The sequence below is a fragment of the Microbacterium flavum genome (genome assembly GCF_018717645.1).
Lineage (GTDB): Bacteria > Actinomycetota > Actinomycetes > Actinomycetales > Microbacteriaceae > Microbacterium > Microbacterium flavum.
In genome coordinates this window covers 1-17,663 of sequence record NZ_JAFLHG010000005.1, presented here as the reverse complement: position 1 = coordinate 17,663, position 17,663 = coordinate 1, and the positions used below count along the sequence as shown (strand labels likewise).

At 66.6% G+C, this 17,663-nt stretch carries 19 protein-coding genes and 1 pseudogene; 12 read left to right on the top strand and 8 right to left on the bottom strand.

Annotated features, from left to right (window positions below):
* Nucleotides 1–28: 28 nt before the first annotated feature.
* The 5 genes from J0P97_RS06385 to J0P97_RS06370 are packed head-to-tail and all read left to right on the top strand — an operon-like array spanning nucleotide 29 to nucleotide 5,964.
* Nucleotides 29–2,179: a TnsB C-terminal domain-containing protein gene (locus J0P97_RS06385; RefSeq protein WP_215486951.1), complete on the top strand. Its 2,151-nt coding sequence runs from the start codon at nucleotides 29–31 to the stop codon at nucleotides 2,177–2,179.
* Complete coding sequence (locus J0P97_RS06380) at nucleotides 2,176–3,354, top strand: AAA family ATPase (protein WP_215486950.1); 1,179 nt, start codon at nucleotides 2,176–2,178, stop codon at nucleotides 3,352–3,354. The genes J0P97_RS06385 and J0P97_RS06380 overlap by 4 nt, the downstream gene beginning before the upstream one ends.
* Nucleotides 3,354–5,591 carry a TniQ family protein gene (locus J0P97_RS06375; protein WP_215486949.1) on the top strand — a complete coding sequence of 746 codons (2,238 nt, stop codon included), beginning with the start codon at nucleotides 3,354–3,356 and terminating at the stop codon, nucleotides 5,589–5,591. Before J0P97_RS06380 ends, J0P97_RS06375 begins: the two co-directional genes overlap by 1 nt.
* Nucleotides 5,501–5,773: a helix-turn-helix domain-containing protein gene (locus J0P97_RS16005; protein ID WP_372449678.1), complete on the top strand. Its 273-nt coding sequence runs from the start codon at nucleotides 5,501–5,503 to the stop codon at nucleotides 5,771–5,773. The genes J0P97_RS06375 and J0P97_RS16005 overlap by 91 nt, the downstream gene beginning before the upstream one ends.
* Nucleotides 5,770–5,964, top strand: a complete 195-nt coding sequence (locus J0P97_RS06370) for a hypothetical protein (RefSeq protein ID WP_215486948.1) — start codon at nucleotides 5,770–5,772, stop codon at nucleotides 5,962–5,964. Before J0P97_RS16005 ends, J0P97_RS06370 begins: the two co-directional genes overlap by 4 nt.
* Nucleotides 5,965–6,360: 396 nt before the next feature.
* Here J0P97_RS06370 and J0P97_RS06365 read toward each other — a convergent pair whose 3' ends face one another.
* Together J0P97_RS06365 and J0P97_RS06360 are read right to left on the bottom strand one after the other, a co-directional pair.
* Complete coding sequence (locus tag J0P97_RS06365; RefSeq protein WP_215486947.1) at nucleotides 6,361–7,146, bottom strand: metallophosphoesterase; 786 nt, start codon at nucleotides 7,144–7,146, stop codon at nucleotides 6,361–6,363.
* A gap of 85 nt (nucleotides 7,147–7,231) precedes the next feature.
* Nucleotides 7,232–7,624 (bottom strand): zinc ABC transporter ATPase, encoded by a 393-nt coding sequence (locus J0P97_RS06360; protein WP_215486946.1) that lies wholly within the window; start codon nucleotides 7,622–7,624, stop codon nucleotides 7,232–7,234.
* Nucleotides 7,625–7,750: 126 nt separating this feature from the next.
* Between J0P97_RS06360 and J0P97_RS06355 the strand changes: the two genes are divergently transcribed.
* Nucleotides 7,751–8,368: a VTT domain-containing protein gene (locus tag J0P97_RS06355; protein ID WP_215486945.1), complete on the top strand. Its 618-nt coding sequence runs from the start codon at nucleotides 7,751–7,753 to the stop codon at nucleotides 8,366–8,368.
* A gap of 148 nt (nucleotides 8,369–8,516) precedes the next feature.
* Here J0P97_RS06355 and J0P97_RS06350 read toward each other — a convergent pair whose 3' ends face one another.
* Both J0P97_RS06350 and J0P97_RS06345 read right to left on the bottom strand, forming a co-directional pair.
* Nucleotides 8,517–9,515, bottom strand: coding sequence for a sensor histidine kinase (locus J0P97_RS06350; RefSeq protein WP_215486944.1), 999 nt, complete (start codon nucleotides 9,513–9,515; stop codon nucleotides 8,517–8,519).
* Complete coding sequence (locus J0P97_RS06345; protein ID WP_215486943.1) at nucleotides 9,512–10,177, bottom strand: response regulator transcription factor; 666 nt, start codon at nucleotides 10,175–10,177, stop codon at nucleotides 9,512–9,514. Before J0P97_RS06345 ends, J0P97_RS06350 begins: the two co-directional genes overlap by 4 nt.
* A gap of 197 nt (nucleotides 10,178–10,374) precedes the next feature.
* Between J0P97_RS06345 and efeU the strand changes: the two genes are divergently transcribed.
* Both efeU and efeO read left to right on the top strand, forming a co-directional pair.
* Nucleotides 10,375–11,301 (top strand): iron uptake transporter permease EfeU, encoded by a 927-nt coding sequence (gene efeU, locus J0P97_RS06340; RefSeq protein ID WP_215486942.1) that lies wholly within the window; start codon nucleotides 10,375–10,377, stop codon nucleotides 11,299–11,301.
* Complete coding sequence (efeO, locus tag J0P97_RS06335; protein WP_215486941.1) at nucleotides 11,298–12,524, top strand: iron uptake system protein EfeO; 1,227 nt, start codon at nucleotides 11,298–11,300, stop codon at nucleotides 12,522–12,524. The genes efeU and efeO overlap by 4 nt, the downstream gene beginning before the upstream one ends.
* On the opposite strand, the gene J0P97_RS06330 is transcribed toward efeO, so the two are convergent.
* Complete coding sequence (locus tag J0P97_RS06330; RefSeq protein WP_215486940.1) at nucleotides 12,517–13,200, bottom strand: phosphatase PAP2 family protein; 684 nt, start codon at nucleotides 13,198–13,200, stop codon at nucleotides 12,517–12,519. The two genes, efeO and J0P97_RS06330, sit on opposite strands and share 8 nt — an antisense overlap.
* Before the next feature lie 166 nt (nucleotides 13,201–13,366).
* Here J0P97_RS06330 and J0P97_RS06325 point away from each other — a divergent pair, with 166 nt between their 5' ends.
* The 3 genes from J0P97_RS06325 (at nucleotide 13,367) to J0P97_RS15755 (ending at nucleotide 14,810) form a co-directional block, all read left to right on the top strand.
* Entirely contained in the window at nucleotides 13,367–13,702 is a 336-nt protein-coding gene (locus tag J0P97_RS06325) for a hypothetical protein (protein WP_215486939.1), read from the top strand.
* A 203-nt stretch (nucleotides 13,703–13,905) separates the two neighbouring features.
* Entirely contained in the window at nucleotides 13,906–14,661 is a 756-nt protein-coding gene (locus J0P97_RS06320) for a COG4705 family protein (protein WP_308163464.1), read from the top strand.
* A 20-nt stretch (nucleotides 14,662–14,681) separates the two neighbouring features.
* Entirely contained in the window at nucleotides 14,682–14,810 is a 129-nt protein-coding gene (locus tag J0P97_RS15755) for a hypothetical protein (RefSeq protein ID WP_281423643.1), read from the top strand.
* A gap of 33 nt (nucleotides 14,811–14,843) precedes the next feature.
* On the opposite strand, the gene J0P97_RS06315 is transcribed toward J0P97_RS15755, so the two are convergent.
* Nucleotides 14,844–15,326, bottom strand: a complete 483-nt coding sequence (locus tag J0P97_RS06315) for an MmyB family transcriptional regulator (RefSeq protein WP_215487144.1) — start codon at nucleotides 15,324–15,326, stop codon at nucleotides 14,844–14,846.
* Between the two features lie 122 nt (nucleotides 15,327–15,448).
* On the opposite strand from J0P97_RS06315, the gene J0P97_RS06310 reads away from it, so the two are divergent.
* The gene (locus J0P97_RS06310) at nucleotides 15,449–16,024 is read left to right on the top strand and encodes a cation efflux transmembrane domain-containing protein (RefSeq protein ID WP_215486937.1); all 576 of its coding nucleotides are present in this window, start codon (nucleotides 15,449–15,451) and stop codon (nucleotides 16,022–16,024) included.
* 66 nt (nucleotides 16,025–16,090) lie between these two features.
* Here J0P97_RS06310 and istB read toward each other — a convergent pair whose 3' ends face one another.
* Nucleotides 16,091–16,900, bottom strand: coding sequence for an IS21-like element helper ATPase IstB (gene istB, locus J0P97_RS06305; RefSeq protein ID WP_215486936.1), 810 nt, complete (start codon nucleotides 16,898–16,900; stop codon nucleotides 16,091–16,093).
* Nucleotides 16,897–17,535 (bottom strand): annotated as a pseudogene (locus tag J0P97_RS06300) (IS21 family transposase); the annotation flags it as partial. The pseudogene J0P97_RS06300 and the gene istB, both read right to left, overlap by 4 nt.
* Nucleotides 17,536–17,663 lie beyond the last annotated feature (128 nt).

Below are 17,663 nucleotides of genomic sequence, written 5' to 3'. Positions count from 1 at the left end.
ACCACCTCAACACTTGAAGGAGATAGCGATGAGCAGCACGTGGACCCTGAAACCAGGCGTGGATATCGTCTACGACGGCGACGCCTGCACTGTTGCGGAGATCTGCGATGGCGCGGTCGTCGTCCGCACTCGAACTGGGCAGGTTCGGCGCCTGCGGATGATCGACCTCCTGCGCCCCCGCGCTGAGGGAGGTACGACACGCATCCCCGGAAACAGTCGCGATGAGGACGCGGCTCCACTGGGTGTCGTCTGGGCCGATGCCAGCGACGCGGCCCGCGCGGTGTCCGCCGAGCGCGCTGATCATGTGCGAGAGGTCCTCACCGGCTACCGGTCGGGGGCGGCCGAGATCGCACGTGAGGGCGAACCGAAGCTCGCCTACCATCCGGAGCGTCGCATCGAGGAGCGGATCGCGGCGAAGGCGCTCGAGCTCGGTAAGGGTCGCCGGACCGTCGCGAGGTGGGTGGCGAGGTTCAAGGATGCCGGCGAGATCGGACTGATCGATCACCGCAAGGCGCAGCCGGGCAATCTGCTCGTCAACTTCGACGACCGCTGGGTCACGGCGGCACGTGAGGTCATCGATGAGCAGACGCCGGAGTCGAAGGTCGCGAAAAGCATCATCATCGCGAGAGTCAACGCCCGAGCCGACCGCACCCACGGGCCAGGTATCGTCGCCGCCCCTTCTCGAAGCGCCGCATACAAGATCCTCGACGAGCTCTCCCGTGGCCGCGCGACCTTCTCCGGGAGCACCAAGCGCAAGCGCTCCAACGCGAACCGGCCGCCCGCTCCGTACGGACGCCTGCACGCCACCGCGCCCGGCCAATACGTTCTCCTCGATACGACGCCGCTCAACGTCTTCGCCGTGGCCCCGGTGACGGGCAAGTGGGTCGCCGCAGACCTCACGGTCGCGATCGACCTCTACTCCCGCTGCATTCTCGGCATGCGGCTGACGCCCGGCTCAACGAAATCCATCGACGTATCCGGCGTGCTCATGGAAGCGTGCCAACCCTTCGACACTCCCGCGGAGTGGGGCACGAGCGCACGATGGCCCTTCCACGGTGTCGCCGGTTCCGTGCTCGTCGACCCGACGCGCATCCGCGTCCCGCGGTTCGTCCGTGCGGGGATCCTGCCCGACACGATCATCGTCGACCACGGCGCACCGTACCTCTCGGAGCACGTGACCAGCGCGTGCGCACGCCTGGGCATATCCATCCAGCCGGCCCGCGTCTACCAGCCCACCGACAAGAGCCCTGTCGAGAGGTTCTTCCGCACCCTCGACACGTTCCTCCAGGAACTCCCTGGCTACAAGGGCGCGGACGTCGGCGGCCGCGGCGACGACGTCGAAGCCGACGCGGTCTACACGGTCCCGCAGCTGGAGCAGATCATCCGCGAATGGGTCGCGACGGTCTACCACCTCCGACCCCACGACTCCCTCGAGGATCCCCGCCTCCCCGGCGTCAAGCTCAGCCCCGCCGAGAGATACGACCAGGGGCTCGCCGTTGCCGGGCAACTGCGGATGCCGATCGACCGGAGCGTTCTCCTCGAGCTGCTGCCGGTGGTGAAACGGCAGTTCAATCACTACGGCGTCGAGATCCACAAGCTGCGCTACACCGGAGACTCGGTCGCGAAGTACCGCAACCGCGCCCGGTCGATCCACCGAGACAAGGGCACGGAGTGGCCGTTCGTGGTCAACCCCGACGACTTGACGCAGATCTACTTCCACGACCCCGAGGACGGCACCTGGCACACCCTCGAGTGGGAGCACAAGGGAGCCTTCGACACACCGTTCAGCCTCGACGCGCTGGAGTACGCGAAGAAGATCGCGATCCGCCAGGGTCGCCCCTCTCAGGTCGACGACGTCGCCGCGCAGCTGCTCGAGGACTGGGGCGCGGGACGCGCGCTCACCCCATCGGAGAGGCGGATGAGTTCCCGCATGGCCGCGCAGCTCAACGAGAAGGATCCCGCGGCTGACGGGGTGTGGTCGCTGCGCACCGTGCAGCGGATGCTCGAGGCCGAACTGAACCCCACCACAGATCTCGGACGGGAGCTCACCGGCGAGGTCCGCGACCCACGCAAGCGCGTCGACATTCCCGAAACGGGCGATGACGACGACGAGGACGACATCGACGAGCCCACGATCCGATCCGACTACCACTTCGAGCCGATGGAGATGATCCAATGACCGCCACAGTCCCGGGCGAGCACGACGCGCCTCGCCGGCAGCGGAGCCTGTCGACCTACGAGGGATGGAAGGACTTCGCCGAACGTCCCCCGCGCGATAAGCCCGCGTTGCTAACGACCGAGCAGCTCGGATCGCTCGGCCCGGACGAGTTCGCGCGGTACAACGCGGAGCGTCGGGCGTGGCACGCGAACATCCTGCTCCGCACCCGGCAGGTGCACGGGGTGCACCTGCAACTGGGGGACATCCTGGACAGCAACCTGCAGGACTCCGACCGGGTCAAATCCGCCGCCGCCCTCGACGCTCCACCGGCCCTCGGGAAGTCGACGGTCGTCAACACGTTCGGGCGCGATTTCCACCGGCAACGGATCGCGGAGGCGGGCGAGTACCTCGACGAGGATCGCGACATTCTCCACCTCCCGGTCTGCCACATCACTGTCCCCGGGCGCCTTACGATCAAGGGTCTGCACATGATGATCCTCGGGTTCTACGCGCACCCCGCAACAGCCGGGATCCTGCACCGTTCGATGGCGGGCCGGGATCTGGCGCGGGCGGCCGCGGACTGCATCGAACGGCACGACACCCGTCTGGTGATCATCGACGATCTGCACTTCATCCAGATGCGCACCCGTGACGGTGTCGAGGTCGCGAACCAGCTGAAGTGGCTGTCCAACGAGTACAGCGCCACATTTCTGTTCGCCGGTGTCGCGCTCCGCGAACGCGGCCTCGTCGGCGAGGGCGCGACCGGGAAGGAGGCGGCGATGGCGCAGACGTTCCGCCGCTGGACCGTGCTCAGCCTCGACCCGTACAGCTTGCGCACCAAGCAGACCCGTCAGGAGTGGGACAGCCTGCTCTGGCACATCGAACAGGCACTCGTGCTCGCCGACGCGCACGAGGGGATGCTCGTCGACATGTCGCGGTACCTGTTCGCCCGCACCACCGGCAACATCGGATCGCTCATGGACCTCATCCGTCGCGGCGCGTCCCGCGCCATCCGCACCGGCGTCGAGCGGATCGACCGGCAACTCCTCGACGACATCCGCATCGACGAGGGAGCCGAAACGGAGCGCCCCGAGCTGCAGGCCAAGCACGACCGGGAGGATCGGGCACGCCGCGAGCGGCGCCGGCGCCGCCTGAAGAGCGACGGCGCCGAAGCGACCGGCGAGGAGGCGGCCTGATGAGCGAGACGGCCGGTACCGTGCGTGTCCTCCCATTCCGGGTCCGCCCCTTGCCGGATGAGCCGTTCGACTCGTGGCTGGAGGCTTCGGCGGCCGCGAACCGCGCGACTGTCGCGGAGATGGCGTGCGCGCTCGGCCTGGTGGAGCAGGAGGGCGGCCGGGCGGTGTCGGCGACGTCGTGGATGGCCGCGCAATGGGCGACTGAGCTCACCGATGAGCAGGCGTCGCGGCTGGAGCGGTCGACGGGGATCCCGGCGGAGCAGTTCCAGGAGATGACGCGGATGCGGTTCGCGCGGCACGCGATCCGCTACACCCGCCAGGGGAGGATCAGCTTCCGCTGCCCCGTCGGCGGGATGGCGGGACGGTACTGCCCCGAATGCATGGCGGACTCCGGTGGGAGGTGGCGGATGTCGTGGCAGTTTCCGTTCACCTTCGCGTGCGTCCGGCACCGCCGCATCCTCGCCGACAACTGCCCGGTGTGCCACAAGCCACCGCGTCACACCGGGCACCCGCTCGCCGGGATCCCACATCCCGGGCACTGCCACAATCCCGTCGCCGGTGCCGGGACTGGGCCGATCGCGAGTCGCTGCCGGGGCGACCTCACCGCGCACCCCGACCGCATCGCCGCACCGGGCTCGGCGCTCCACGCGCAGCGCCGCATGATGCAGATCCTCTCCACCGGCGAGGGCCGGTTTGGGATCTACGCGGACGCCCCGCAACCCGCGATGACTGTCCTCGAAGACATCCGCCTCCTCACCCGCGCCGCAGGAGCTACGCTCTGCGATGGCGGCGACCTCGACATGCCGGAGCTGGGAACGGAGCTCCTCGCGGCGGTGCCCCGAGACAAGCATGAGTGGACGTGGGCAGGACCGCCCACAGCGGCCGGCGGCGCGGTCGGCACGACGATCGCGATCGCCGCACTCGAAGACTCCGACCGTGCCGTTCGACTGCTAACGGGGCGGCTCGCCGTGAGTACGTCGTACACCGGTCAGACGCCGCAGCTGCAGCGACTGATCGCCGCGTCCCTCGGTCGCATCCGACGTCCGACGCTGTTTCTCCAAGCTGCGCCGGCCTCGGACGTGAACCCGGAGGACCGGGCGCGGAAGGTGCCGGCGCAACTCTGGGACGAGTGGACGAGCGCGCTCACCCCACGCCGCATCAATAGCGACGTCGCCGCGTCCGCGCTGGCCGCAGCCGTCGTGTTCACCGGCACGCGCCTGACCCACTCCGCGGCCCTCGCCCTCCTGGATTCGACGGCACCCATCCGTCAGGTCACGCATGTGATGCGTGAGCTCGGCCGGCCGGGCGCTGATACGCCTGCCCTCGCGGCGATCCTCAACCTCGCCGCCTACCTCGACGCGCACGCGACGCCGATCGATTACGCACGCCGCCGCAGGCTCGACTGCACCGATCTCCTTCCCGAAGTGGACTGGCAGCGGCTCTGCGCCCGACTGAATGTCCAACCTGGCGCCGGCGCCAGGCACCGCCATGCGCGCGCCCACCTCTACCGAGCCATCACAGGCGATTCGATGCGACTCGCACCGGAAGGATGGGATGCGGGCGGACTGTCTCCGCGGACGGTGACGACCTTCACGATGACGATGCCGGACTCGGTGCGCCGTGAGCTGGACGAAGTCGGTCGCGCCTTCCTGCTCAGCCGAGGGATCGACGAGCCGCTCAGCTGGGCGCCCCCGCTGTCGACGCACATCGAACCCGCCGCAGCCCGCAGCAACACCGTCGGTGAGTGGGCGACGGCCAGACCCGTCCGTGGCGCACTCGACACACCATCGCGCCGCCGCGAACTCATCGCCCAACACGGTGAGGGTGCGACCACCTATGAGCTCGCACGGCGGGCGGGAGTATCGCGGCAGACGGTGTCGCGTGTGCTCGCGGACGGCAACAGCACTCCCCGTCGCGGACGGCCCATCACGTTCGTCATCGACGAGGATTGGCTACGCGAGCGGTATGAGAAGGAAGGGATGACGCTGCGACAGATCGCGGCGCTCGTCGGCTGCAGCGCCCCCACGATCGCGCACCGCATCCACGCGGCAGGTATCGCGATGCGACCCGGCCCACACGACCGCACCCTCATCCACTGGCCGGCCAGTCACGGCTCCTCCAGCGCGCCCTCGTCGGCCGGCACCCGATCGAACGGGCGCGCCGATTCCTCACCGCCACACAGCACGACAACGTCCGCGCCGCCGCGGCGACCATCCGAACGACGCAGAGCGCACTGAGCGCCCAGCTCGCCAGCCTCGGCGCCGACGTCGGCGGAGATCTGTTCGTCCCCGCGGCACGCAACAGGCCGATGCGCCTCACCCCCCTCGGCGAACGGCTCGCTCGCGAGCTCCGCCGCGCCCGCGCCACTGACCTTCATGCCCAGACCACATCACCGACCGAAGAGGAGAAGGCGTTATGACCGGAAAGAAGCGGACCTCCAGTCGTCTGCAACGGGCAACGCGGGAGCGCATGAAGGTGACCGGCGAGAGGTACACCGCGGCGCTGATGGCCGTGATGGAGGACACCAGGTCACAGATTGAGCTCAGCTCCCCGCCGACCACGTCCGCTGGTCCGCTGGCGATGCCGGTCGACCGCGAGGCGCGGCCATGAGCCCCGACGCTCCCGAGGACGGCGATCCGGTCCTCCATCACTGCACAGTGCAGTGGAACAACTCGGGGTGGGCAGACAAACCGTGGTCGGCACCCCACCTGGCGCCGCTGTTCATGGAACTCACGTCAGCGAAGACCGCTCCGAGGTGGGCGCGCCGCGCGGTGAAGATCATCCATCACTACACCCGTGAGCACGGCGAACCGCCGACGTTCCGCGAGCTGTTCAGCGAACTCGCCACCCAAGACCCCGACTACGCCGACCATGAGGAGGCGTGGTCGTCACGGGCAGTCCGGAGCCTCGTGATGGTGCATTGGCGCCGGCAGGGATGGGTGCGCTACCGGACCGAGACCCGGACTCTCCGATCCGGCCCGAACGCGAACCGCGACCTGTTCCCGGCTACTCGTGCTGCTCGTCGGGAGGGAGCGCGTCGAGAAGCTCCTCAAGAACGATGACGAGCTCGTTGTATCCCTGCATGTAGAACAGCGCGTCCGATCCCGGGGTCTCGCCGCCGACGACATCGGCGAGCACCGTGCGCGCTTCCCGGGTCGCGACCTGCAGGCGCGTCTCGATCCCCGGGAGGCTGCGGACCCATTCGTCGATGACGGTGAAGCGGATGGGCGTGAAGTCGTGCGCGTCGACGCCGACGTGGAACTCGTGCCCGTGCGGGCCGTGATCGCGGGCATGCGTGTGACCGTGCAGCACCGGAACACCAGCATCCGCGCGTGGGCGGTGGGTCGTGTGCCGGTCGGTGCCGTGCGAGTCGCCGCTGTAGGGGTAGTGGGATGCCAGAATCCGGTATCCGCGGCGGGTGCCCTCAATCACCTCGGGGAGGATGCTCCACCCGGCCGCCTCGTACAGCGGCGTGAACCGTTCGATTGCGCGTTTGGACTGTGTCGCCGGCGAAACCCGATCATGGTTGCCGGGCACGAGGAATCGTCGCCCATTCAGGTTGGCGGTCAGCCCAACGGATTCCTCGATCGGCCCGAGGGCGAGATCACCGAGATGGAGGACGGTGTCGCCCGGTTCTACCACCTCGTTCCACCGTCGCACAAGCTCCGCGTTCATCTCATCCACGGTCGCGAACGGACGCTCAGCGAGTTCGCTGATCCGTGCGTGACTGAAATGCTGGTCCGAGGTGACGAAGTCGATCTGGTCGAAGTCGAACCATGGATACTGGGTCATAGTTGCTCTCCACGCTCGCGGTTACGGCTGCTTTTAGAGTTCATCGCGGTCGACCTCGAAGCGCACCGCAACATCCTCGAGCGGTTCACTGCTCATCCCCCTCGCGCTCACGAACCCTGCGCTCGACCTCGCGGTCGTCGTCCGTTCTGACCAGCTGTTTGAGCATTCGGTCGATGTCGCCACCGTTCGCAGCGGCGAGTCTCGCGATTTCCTCGGCCGCGTCGGCGAGCGTGTAGAGACGCTCCCACGGGTGGTCTCCGTGTCGGGCGATCGCGACGGTCTCCCGAGTGTAGGAGCGCTCGTCGCCGGCGACGAGCCAGTGCTCCTCGCCCTCCGCGGTGATGAAGAAGTCGACCACGCACTCACCGCAGGGCATCCGGTACACGCCGGGCTCGGTCGGGGCCGTCTCGGTCGCCCGCGCGATCAGTCCGCGAATGATTTCCTCCCAGCCCCCGGCCGCTGTCCCGTCAGTGTCCATGCTTCCTCCTCGCGCAGAACAGAGAAGTCTCTCACCATCGTCCGGTGTCGTCTACGGGGAGGACTCGATGCGACGGAGTAGTCGATCTTCGAGGCTTCTTAGAGCCCGCGCTGGAAGCTCGCGCAGATGGATCTGTTTCATGTGCTGGCCGGATTCGGCGTCTTCTCGCTCGTGCTCATTGCGTTGATCGTCTTCGTCGAGAACGGGATCCTGTTCCCATTTCTCCCGGGCGACAGCCTCGTCTTCGCGGGTGCCATCATCGCCGCGGCGATCGGCGTCCATTGGAGCGTCGTGGCGGGGGTGGCGGGCGCAGCGGCGATCCTTGGTGGTGAGGTCGGATTCACTTTGGGACGTCGGTACGGCCGTCAGCTGTTTCGTTCTGATGCGCGTGTCCTGAAGCGGCGCCACCTGGTCGAAACCGAGCGATTCTTCGCGCGGTGGGGCGCATTCGCGATTGTGCTGGCTCGGTTTGTTCCGATCGTCCGTACGTACGTCGCACCGGCCGCGGGCATGTCGGCGATGACTCGAGCTGCTTTCACACGGTGGAACATCGTCAGCGGAGTCGTGTGGGCTGGTGTGCTCGGCTTGTCGGGATTCTTGTTGGGGTCGATTCCATGGGTGGCGGCGAACATTGAGTGGATCATGCTCGGCATCGTTGTCGTCACTGTTGCGCCGGTGGCGGTGACTGCGGTGCTGGGGTCGCGCCGGGGCCGCCGCTCAGCCCGGGTGGAGTCGGGTTCGTAGCGAGCCATTGGCGAGAGGCTGCAGGCTGTCGGGGGTAATCGACGTCGGAATTCTCGACGATTCCGGGGCGGCCGTGCTCGAGCGTGGCAGCGACCGAAGAGTGGGACCGTAGGTCCGACTGCCTTCATGAGAAGACCCGATGGGGCAGCTATCGGCGGCCGCGCGGGAGCGTCATGGTGATCGTCGTTCCCTCCTCAGAGGTGCTGGTGACCTCGACGGTACCGCCGAACCGGCCGACGGTGTCTTGTACGAGGCTGAGTCCGATACCGAATCCTGTACTCGCGGAGCCCCCGCCGTCGACCGCGAGCGAGGACCGCGCGAAACGATCGAAGACGCGTTCGGGATCGATCCCTTGAATGCCGGGCCCGTGATCGCGTACAGCAATGCAGGTGTCAGTCCGACTCGTGCTGGTGGTGACCAGCACTGTTCCCCCGTCGGGCGAGTGCTTCACGGCGTTGTCGATTAGCGCGACGAGAGCTCGGTGAAGACTCGTCGGCGGGATGGCGGCGCTGCGGTCGGCGGGAACGGTGTCAACGTGGAGCTGGATGCCTCGTTCATGCGCCATCAGTCGCATCGAGGTGGCGGCGTCAGCGATGACGGGGGCGACTGGTTCGGACGCGACGACTCCGCTCGATGTGACATCGATGGAGTCGAGCAGATCGTTCACCACGTTGATCAGGTTGCGTGAGTCCCCACGGAGCTCGTCGACGAGTTCTCGATTGGGGTCTTCTGCGGGCATCGATCGCTCGAGCACTTGCAGTCGGGTGTCGAGAATCGCGAGTGGTGTTCGAAGCTCGTGGGAGGCGTCGGCTACAAATCGGCGCTGCCGGCCGAGCGCGTCGACGAGCGGGGCTACTGCTCGGCGGGTGGCGAGGAGACCGAGTGTTCCGGCGAGGATGATGGCGAGAAATCCGAGGGCGACGCCGCCCACGATGATGTCGAGCCCGCCGACATCGATCATCTCTTCGTGGCGAGTCCGGTCGAAAAGAGCGGTAAGAGGGATCTGGTGGAACACGAAGCTGATCGCGGCCACCATCACGGCGATGACGAGGACGGAGACGGCGACAGTGATCCACAACCCGACTCGGATCGCGGTGCGGCGCACCAACAGTGCGTCGGCGTCGGTGCGATGCGCTGCCTTTCTCACAGCAACCCCAGCCGGTATCCGCGCCCGCGCACGGTCGTGACGATCTCAGGATCGGTTTTGCGGCGCAGATAGTGCACGTAGGTGTCGACAGTTCCGGGAGTGTCGGTGGCTTCGAAGACGGCCTGCAGGACTTCATTGCGCGTGAATGTCTTCTGCGGGTGCATAGCGAATAGCCGCAACAGGTCGGATTCGCGTTCGGTGAGGATGGTGCGTCCCTCGTAAGGCGAGTAAACCGCGCGCGAATCGGGGTAGAACTCCCACGTGCCGATGCGCACGAACGGGCCCTCACCCTCACTGACGCGGCGGATGGCGCGAAGCCGGGCGAACAGCTCTTCGAACTCGAACGGCTTCACCAGGTAGTCGTTCGCACCGGCATCGAGGCCACGCACTTTGTCCTGCACCGTCCCGAGCGCAGTGAGGATCAGCATCGGTGTCGTCGCCCCTCCGCGCCGCAACGACTCCACGATCGAAACGCCGTCGATGTTAGGCAAGCGACGGTCGATGATCAGCACGTCGAAGAGGCCCTGCTGCGCCGCCGTGAGCGCTTCGGCGCCATCCGCGCACAGAGTCACGTCGTAGACCTCCTCGAGGACTCTCACCATGAGGGGTCCCAGTTGAGGGTCGTCTTCGGCGAGCAGCAAACGCGGTCGGTTATCGGCCATGATCATCCTCCACACCACCACCCTTCGCGGCCCGTTCTGAGACGTCTCTAAGAAACGAATCATGCCCCACTAAGGCTTTGCACGCCGACGGGAGCGGGGATATCGTGACCTCCCGGTGAGGTTCGCCTTACCTGCCTCGTCGACGATTCGTTCGGCGGGTGCTTCCCCCTCTGACCCCATCTGCGGAGTGTGCCGTCGTGTTCGCGACCTTTCTGATCGGCCTGCGTGAGGGTCTCGAGGCGGCGCTGGTGGTCGGGATGCTTGTCGCTTACGTGTCTCGTCTGGGTCGGCGGGACGTGCTTCCGCGGCTGTGGACTGGCGTCGGGCTGGCGGTCACTCTCGCCGTGACCATCGGTGCAATCCTCACCTTCGGCGCGTACACCCTCACCTTCCAGGCGCAAGAGATCATCGGTGGAGTGCTATCGCTGGCGGCCGTGGCGATGGTGACGTGGATGGTGTTCTGGATGCAGCGCACCGCGAAGACCATGAAGTCGACGCTCGAGGGCGACGTGGACCGGGCGCTCGCTCGCGGTGGCATGTGGGCGTTGGTCGCGCTCGGGTTCCTGTCGGTCGCCCGCGAGGGGATCGAGACGACACTGTTGTTGTGGTCATTGGTCCAGTCTTTCGGGAACGCGCCTGCAGCCCTGTTGGGTGCGATTCTCGGGATCCTCACCGCGGTGATCGCTGGGTGGCTACTCACTCGCGGGCTTGTGCGCGTGAACCTTCGGCTGTTCTTCGCGTGGACGGGCGCCATTCTGGTGATCGCGGCAGCAGGCGTTCTTGCGTACGCGTTCAAAGACCTGCAAGAACCCGGCGTGGTCCCCGGCCCCTTCACCGCGGGTGCGCCTATCGACCCTGCGACCGGTGCCGTTGCCATCGGATGGGCCGGGTTCCCGCTCGGCTGGGCGTTCGATCTGAGTAGCTCGATCGCACCCGGCGGCGCTCTCGCCACCGTCCTTCAGGCGACGGTCGGATTTATGCCGCGCATGTCGTGGTTTCAGGTGATCGCGTGGGCCGGATACATCGCCATCGTCGGATCGTTTTTCGCGCGCGGACTTCGCCGCCGAGCCTCCACCCGTGCAGCCTCGCCCTCGCCCGTACCTCACCTCGTCGGAGAATCATGACCCCTCGCATCCCCCTGGCGGTGACCGCCCTTGCCGTGGCGGTGGTCGCTCTCGCCGGCTGTGTGGCGAAGGACGCCGCCACCACAGCCGACGCGCTCACCGTGACCTCCGACGACAACACCTGTGGCGTGTCTGCTGCGGGCGCATCCAGCGGGACTCTTGCATTCAACGTCAACAACACCGGCACTCAGGTCACCGAGTTCTACCTCCTCGCCTCCGACGGGCTGCGTGTCGTCGGTGAGATCGAGAACATCGCACCGGGTGCGAGTCGCACGCTTACCGTCACCGCGCAACCGGGAAACTACCTCACCGTGTGCAAACCAGGAATGGTCGGCGAAGGTATCGGGCGCGCCGCGTTCACCGTCACCGGCGATCAGGTCGCCGTTACCGGTGCAGATGCGCAGCAGAAGCAGCAGGCCGTGAATCTGTACGCTGCGTTCGTGAAGGATCAGGTCGAGCAACTGCTCCCGGCGGCGAAGGCCTTCACCGCTGCGTATGCGGCCGGCGACGACGTCACCGCGCGTGCACAGTTCCCGCAGGTGCGCGCCTTCTATGAGCGCATCGAGCCGGTCGCGAGCACACTCGGTGACCTTGACCCCAAGATCGACTACCGCGAGGTCGATGCTGTCGCGGAGAATCTTGAGTGGACCGGTTTCCACCGCATCGAGAAGGACCTCTGGGTGCCCGCCGCTGATGCGCTCAACGCCGATCAGGTCACCCCTGCATGGCAGAACTGGAGCCCGTCAACTCCCGAACAGCGCGCGCAACTGGGCGAGCGCCTCGTCGCCGACATCGGCCAACTGTACGACTACGTGCACTCAGACGACTTCCAGGCGGCTCTCGACGGTCAGGGCATCGCCGCGATCTCCAATGGAGCGATCAGCCTGCTCGACGAGGTCGCAACCAAGAAGATCACCGGGGAAGAGGACTGGTGGTCGCACACCGACCTCTACGACTTCGCCGCGAACGTCGAGGGCGCCAAGATGTCGTTCAGTTTCGTAAAGGACTTCGCCTCGGCAACCGGCGCGCAGGGGGCCACACTCGTCGAGCGGATCCAGACCGGATTCGCGTCTCTCGAGAACGAACTCGCAACGCACGGTTCCCTCAGTGCGGGCTTCGTGCCTTACACCGATCTCACCGCAGCGGACAAGCGTGCGCTTGTCGATCAGATCAACACGCTCGCCGAACCCCTTTCCCGATTGACGGGCACCATTCTCAACTGATCCGGTTCACCGCAGTCACGTGCCGCGGTGCCAGAAGAGGCCACGCCGCGGCAGCGCGCGCAGTCGCAACCGATACGACAGGGACGACCACTGCGGCCGCGAGCACGTCGGTCGGGTAGTGAACGCCGAGGTAGACACGCGACCACGCCGTCACGAGTACGACGAGCACCGCCACCGGCACGCTCCATGCTCGCGTACGTCGGGGCAGCACGACGAGAACCACAGCACAGCACAACGCGGCCGCGAAGGCTGTGTGACCGCTCGGATAACTGAACGACATCGGATCAGCGACGATCATCGGCTGCAGCATCGCGGGGTCTGGTCGAGGCCGCCGTACGACCAGCTTGAGCGCCTCAACGCACGCCCACGGAACAACCAGCACGATGCCCGCGCGCACCGTGTCCTGCCACGAACGCGTGGCCAACAGGATCCAAGAAAGCACGATCAGCGACACAAGGATCCCTCCACCGATCCCGAACACCGAGTTGATCGCCAAGGCGACGACGTCGCCGGCAGTGCTGTGCAGCCCGTGCACCAGGCCCACGAGTCCGACCTCCGCGTCCGACCATGTGGGCGACGCCACGATGAGCAGACCACTGACCGCAGCGGCTACCAGGCTGAGGGCGGCAAGGGAGACGCTGAGCCATGCAGCGGAACGGCGTGGTGAAGACGGCATCCATGCACTCTCCGTCGTCGGCTCTAAGGCAGCACTGAGAAGTCCCACAGCGCCTATGGATCTGCTCAACGCTGACCGCCGGCGGCTGATTCTTTGACGCTCATCAGAGGCCGCACGTCACGGTGAGGTTATGCGGGACCAATCGCCCGCGGAATGGAGACATGACATGACTGTTCAGAAGAAGACCCTCATCGCGAGTATCGGCGGAGGTGCAGCGGCCCTCGTCCTCGGTATCGGTGGTGTCGCGCTCGCCCTGCCCGCCAACGCAGCGACGCCGGCGCCGGCGAGCTCCACGTCGGCCACAGGCACCGCGGCCGTCGACGGCAACTCGACCGCGGACACGGAAACTGCCGACGACAACGGTGCGGCCGACACGGACACCGAAACCGCCGACGACAGCAGCGCGACCGACACGGACACCGAAACCGCCGACGACAGCGGGGCTGCGGACACCGACACGGAGACCAACGACGACGCCTCCTCGTCGTCGAGCGGCAACTGAATCGAGACGACGAACCCCATCGTCATCTCGCCCCCACCGGTCGCGGGGCGTCTGGTCCGAGGCGCCCCGCGATCGTCACTTGTCGCAGCCCGTCGCCGAGCGGCACTTTCTTAGAAGTGACTTAGACGAAGGGTCGAAGGCTCGGCGTTATGACTCCCTACCGTCCCCGGACCGGCGCCCTCGAGCCCGGTAGCGTCTCTCGGGTGCCGGAGCCGACACTCGTCTTCTGGGCTACGAAAGCGGCTTCGACGGCTCTGGGTGAGGCCCTCTCGGATTTCTCCATCCGCATCATGGATCCTGTCGTCGCGGTCTTCCTCGGCTTCGTCTTCTTCGCCCTGGCCCTGGTCTTGCAGCTGACGCGAGGCCGCTATGTCCCCGCGGTGTACTGGCTGGCAGTGGCCGCAGTGGGAGTGTTCGGCACGATGGCCGCCGACGTCATGCACGTGGTGATCGGCTTGTCGTACGCCGCCACGGCTGCACTGTACGCGGTCGTGCTTGCGGGAACGTTCGCGCTCTGGCGGCGCACCGAGCGGACGCTTTCCGTCCACCAAATCACCACAACTCGTCGCGAGCTCTACTACTGGGCGGCCGTCGTGGGGACCTTCGCGCTCGGTACCGCCGTGGGCGACCTCACTGCAGTGGGGCTGGGACTCGGATACCTGCCGTCTGTTTTCCTGTTCGCCGCGGCGATCATGCTCCCGGCGGTCGGGTACAGGTATTGGCGTTGGGGGGCCGTGTTCTCGTTCTGGTTCGCATACGTGTTGACCCGCCCGCTCGGCGCGTCGGTCGCGGACTGGCTCGGCAAGCCATCTGCCGAAGGGGGGCTCGGCGTCGGGTCGGGGTGGGTGTCCCTCGGCTTCGCGATCATCATGATCGTGCTTGTCGCTGTGATGTATGTCCGTCCACAGACCTCGACGGCGCTGGCTTCCCGGGACGCTCCGCGGGCGCGGGTCGGGTGAAGAAATTAGGAGGTCTCCGCATGTGGAGCATCGCGGCAGGTGTCATTGGCGGGGCAGTGGTCATCGCGGGTGTGTTGGCCGGCGCGGTCAAGCTGGCCGCGATCATCGCTGACCAGCTCGACGACAAGGATGACGAGTTCGCCGACTGACAACACACGCTTCCTTCGCCACGCCGGACGCGGTCAACCTTCCCGCCCGGAGCCCTCGTCGAGGCCCACAGGTGCAGAGGTCAAAGCCATCAGCAGCCGGAGAGCATCTGCTGATCGTGATGCGGGCTCCGCGTCGTAGGCGACGAGCGCCAGCCCATCGTCGGCGGGGAAGGTCAGCGCTTCGAACGTCAATGTCAGCTCCCCCACAAAGGGGTGGTGAAGGGTCTTGGCCCCGGTGGAGTGCCGATACACCTCGTGAGATGCCCAGCGGCTCCGGAAATCAGGGCTGCGGGTCGCGAGCTCTCCGATAAGGTCCGTGAGGCGTTTGTCCGTCGGGTACCGCCCGGCTTCGGCGCGCAGCGTGGCGACCAGCCCGTCGGCCATCGCAGCCCAGTCATCCCAGAAGTCATGCGATCCCGCGTCGAGGAAGGTGAACCGCGCGGTGTTAGCAGGCTGCGCGGCGCTACTGAGGACAGGGCTGTAGAGGGCGCGGCCGGGCGTGTTGAACGCGAGCAGTGGCTATGTCAAGTTCGTTTGGCCCCGGGGTGACGGCTTGATCTGGCCCCGGTAGTGTTGGCTGGTCAAGGGTGGGTGCTCGCCGAGCCTCGCGATGATCTGGGGACTGCGAGGATGGCAGTATGCAGATGCTTCGCCGCGTGGTCCTGACCGTCGCCCTTCTGAACCTCGGCTATTTTTTCGTCGAATTCACCGTGGCGCTCACAATCGGTTCGGTGTCGCTCTTTGCTGACAGTGTCGATTTCCTCGAAGACGCGTTGATCAACCTGCTCATCTTCGCCGCCCTGCCGTGGACGGCGACCAGGCGCAGAACGGTCGGCTCGGTCCTAGCTTTCGTGATCCTGATCCCGGCCATCGCGACCATCTGGATGGCGATCGCCAAAGCCTTCGACCCCTACCCGCCCGAACCGTTCGCGCTCACCATCACCGCGTTCGGCGCGCTGCTGGTGAATCTGACCGCAGCGCTGCTGCTGGTGCGGCACCGCCATCACAGTGGAAGCCTCACCAAGGCTGCGTGGCTCTCCGCCCGTAACGACGCGTTCGCCAACATCGCGATCATCACTGTCGGCATCCTCACGTTCTGGTTCGCGACCGGTTGGCTCGACATCATCGTCGGAGTAGGAATCGGTATCCTCAACGCCGACGCGGCACGAGCCGTCTGGAAAGCAGCACGTCAAGAAACCGACCCCACCCCTTAGGAATCGTCCGAGGCCAGCGACGGACTCGAGCGGCGCAGTCGCTGATACCGATGCTGTCTGTGGTGGTTAGGGAGTGGCGTGTTGCTGGCGGGTGTGGGCGAGGCGGTAGGAGTCGGTGCCAGTTTCGATGATGTTCCCCCCGAAAGTGAGCCGGTCAACGATCGCCGCGCAGAGCCGCGGGTCGGTGAACGTTTTCGTCCACCCGGAGAACGACTCGTTCGAAGCGATTCCCACTGAGTTCTTCTCTTCCCGTTCGGCGAGGACCTGGAACAGCAGCTCCGCTCCGCGCCGGTCCAGTTCCATGTAGCCGAGCTCGTCGATCAGGAGCAGGTCGACCCGGCCGTAGCGGGCGATGGTACGCGCGAGCGTCTTGTCGTCGGCGGCCTCGACAAGTTCATTCACGAGGCGGGTAGCGAGGGTGTACTTGACGCGGAACCCCTTCTCCGCAGCCGCAGTGCCCAGCCCGATCAAGAGGTGGGACTTCCCGGTCCCGGAGTCACCGATCAGGCAGAGCGGTTGCCCCCGGCGAACCCAATCGCCGGTAGCGAGAGTGTTGATGGTGGCCGGGTTGATGTTCGGGTTCGCGTCGAAATCGAAATCCCCCAACCATTTGTCTCGGGGGAACCCGGCGGCTTTCACCCGGCGGATCGAGGAACGGCGGTCCCGGTCGTCGCATTCCGCGAGGAGTAGCTCGGCGAGCAGCCCGTGATAGCTGAGTTGCTCTTTCTGCGCGATCCCGACAGCGTCATCCACGACCGCGCGGATCGTGGGGAGGCGCAGCCGGCGGCAGGCCTGATCGATGGCGACCATCGCGGCTTCCTCTGTCAACCCGCGGCGGCGACGGAACGTAGGGACAGGGGCAGGCGTGGTTGTCATGACGCGGTGTCCTTCCGAGACGCAGCCAACGGCCGATCCGTGATGGGGCGGTGCAGGGTGAGCAGGTCGTCGTAGCCGGCGACCGAGGGTGTGGGGCGTGTATCGGCGGGAAGACCGGCAATCCCGGCGGCCGATTCCATCAACCGCCGCTGGGTGAGAATGACAACACGGTGCTCGATGATCGGGGTCTGCGCGGGAAGATGACGGTCTGGGCTGGCCCCACCTGTGCCGGCGGCGTGATGTCTGCGTGCTTCGACCGCGACGACATCCGCCGTGACCGCGCCGATGCTCACCGCCGCTGTAAGCCCGGCAATCACGTCGACTGCGGGCATCGACCGGTGCAGTAGCAGCACGTCGATCAGCTGCCTGGCCCCGGCCGCATCGCCGTTCACCTTCCTCGTCGCCGCCCAGAACGCTTCATGCGCTGCAGTGAACACGCCCGCCGCCCGGGCGCGGGCTAACGCGGTCGAGCCGGGAAGAGCGCCCGGTTTGATCTGCAGCACCTCGAGGTAATGGTCAAGGTCGATGCTGTCCGCGCCGCGTGCCACCACGCGGGGATGCTGCGCGATGACGGTGCGCCCGTCGAAGACGACCAGTTCCGACGCGCGTAGCGAGACGCGGACCTGTCGGCCGATGTGAAGCGCCCTGAGTTTGTTGGAGACTCCTGACCTTGGAAACGAGGATGGGGTTATGCCGAAAGAGCAGACAGTGGGGAAGCCGACGACGCGTCGGTATTCGCCGGAGGAGAAGGCCGCCGCGGTCC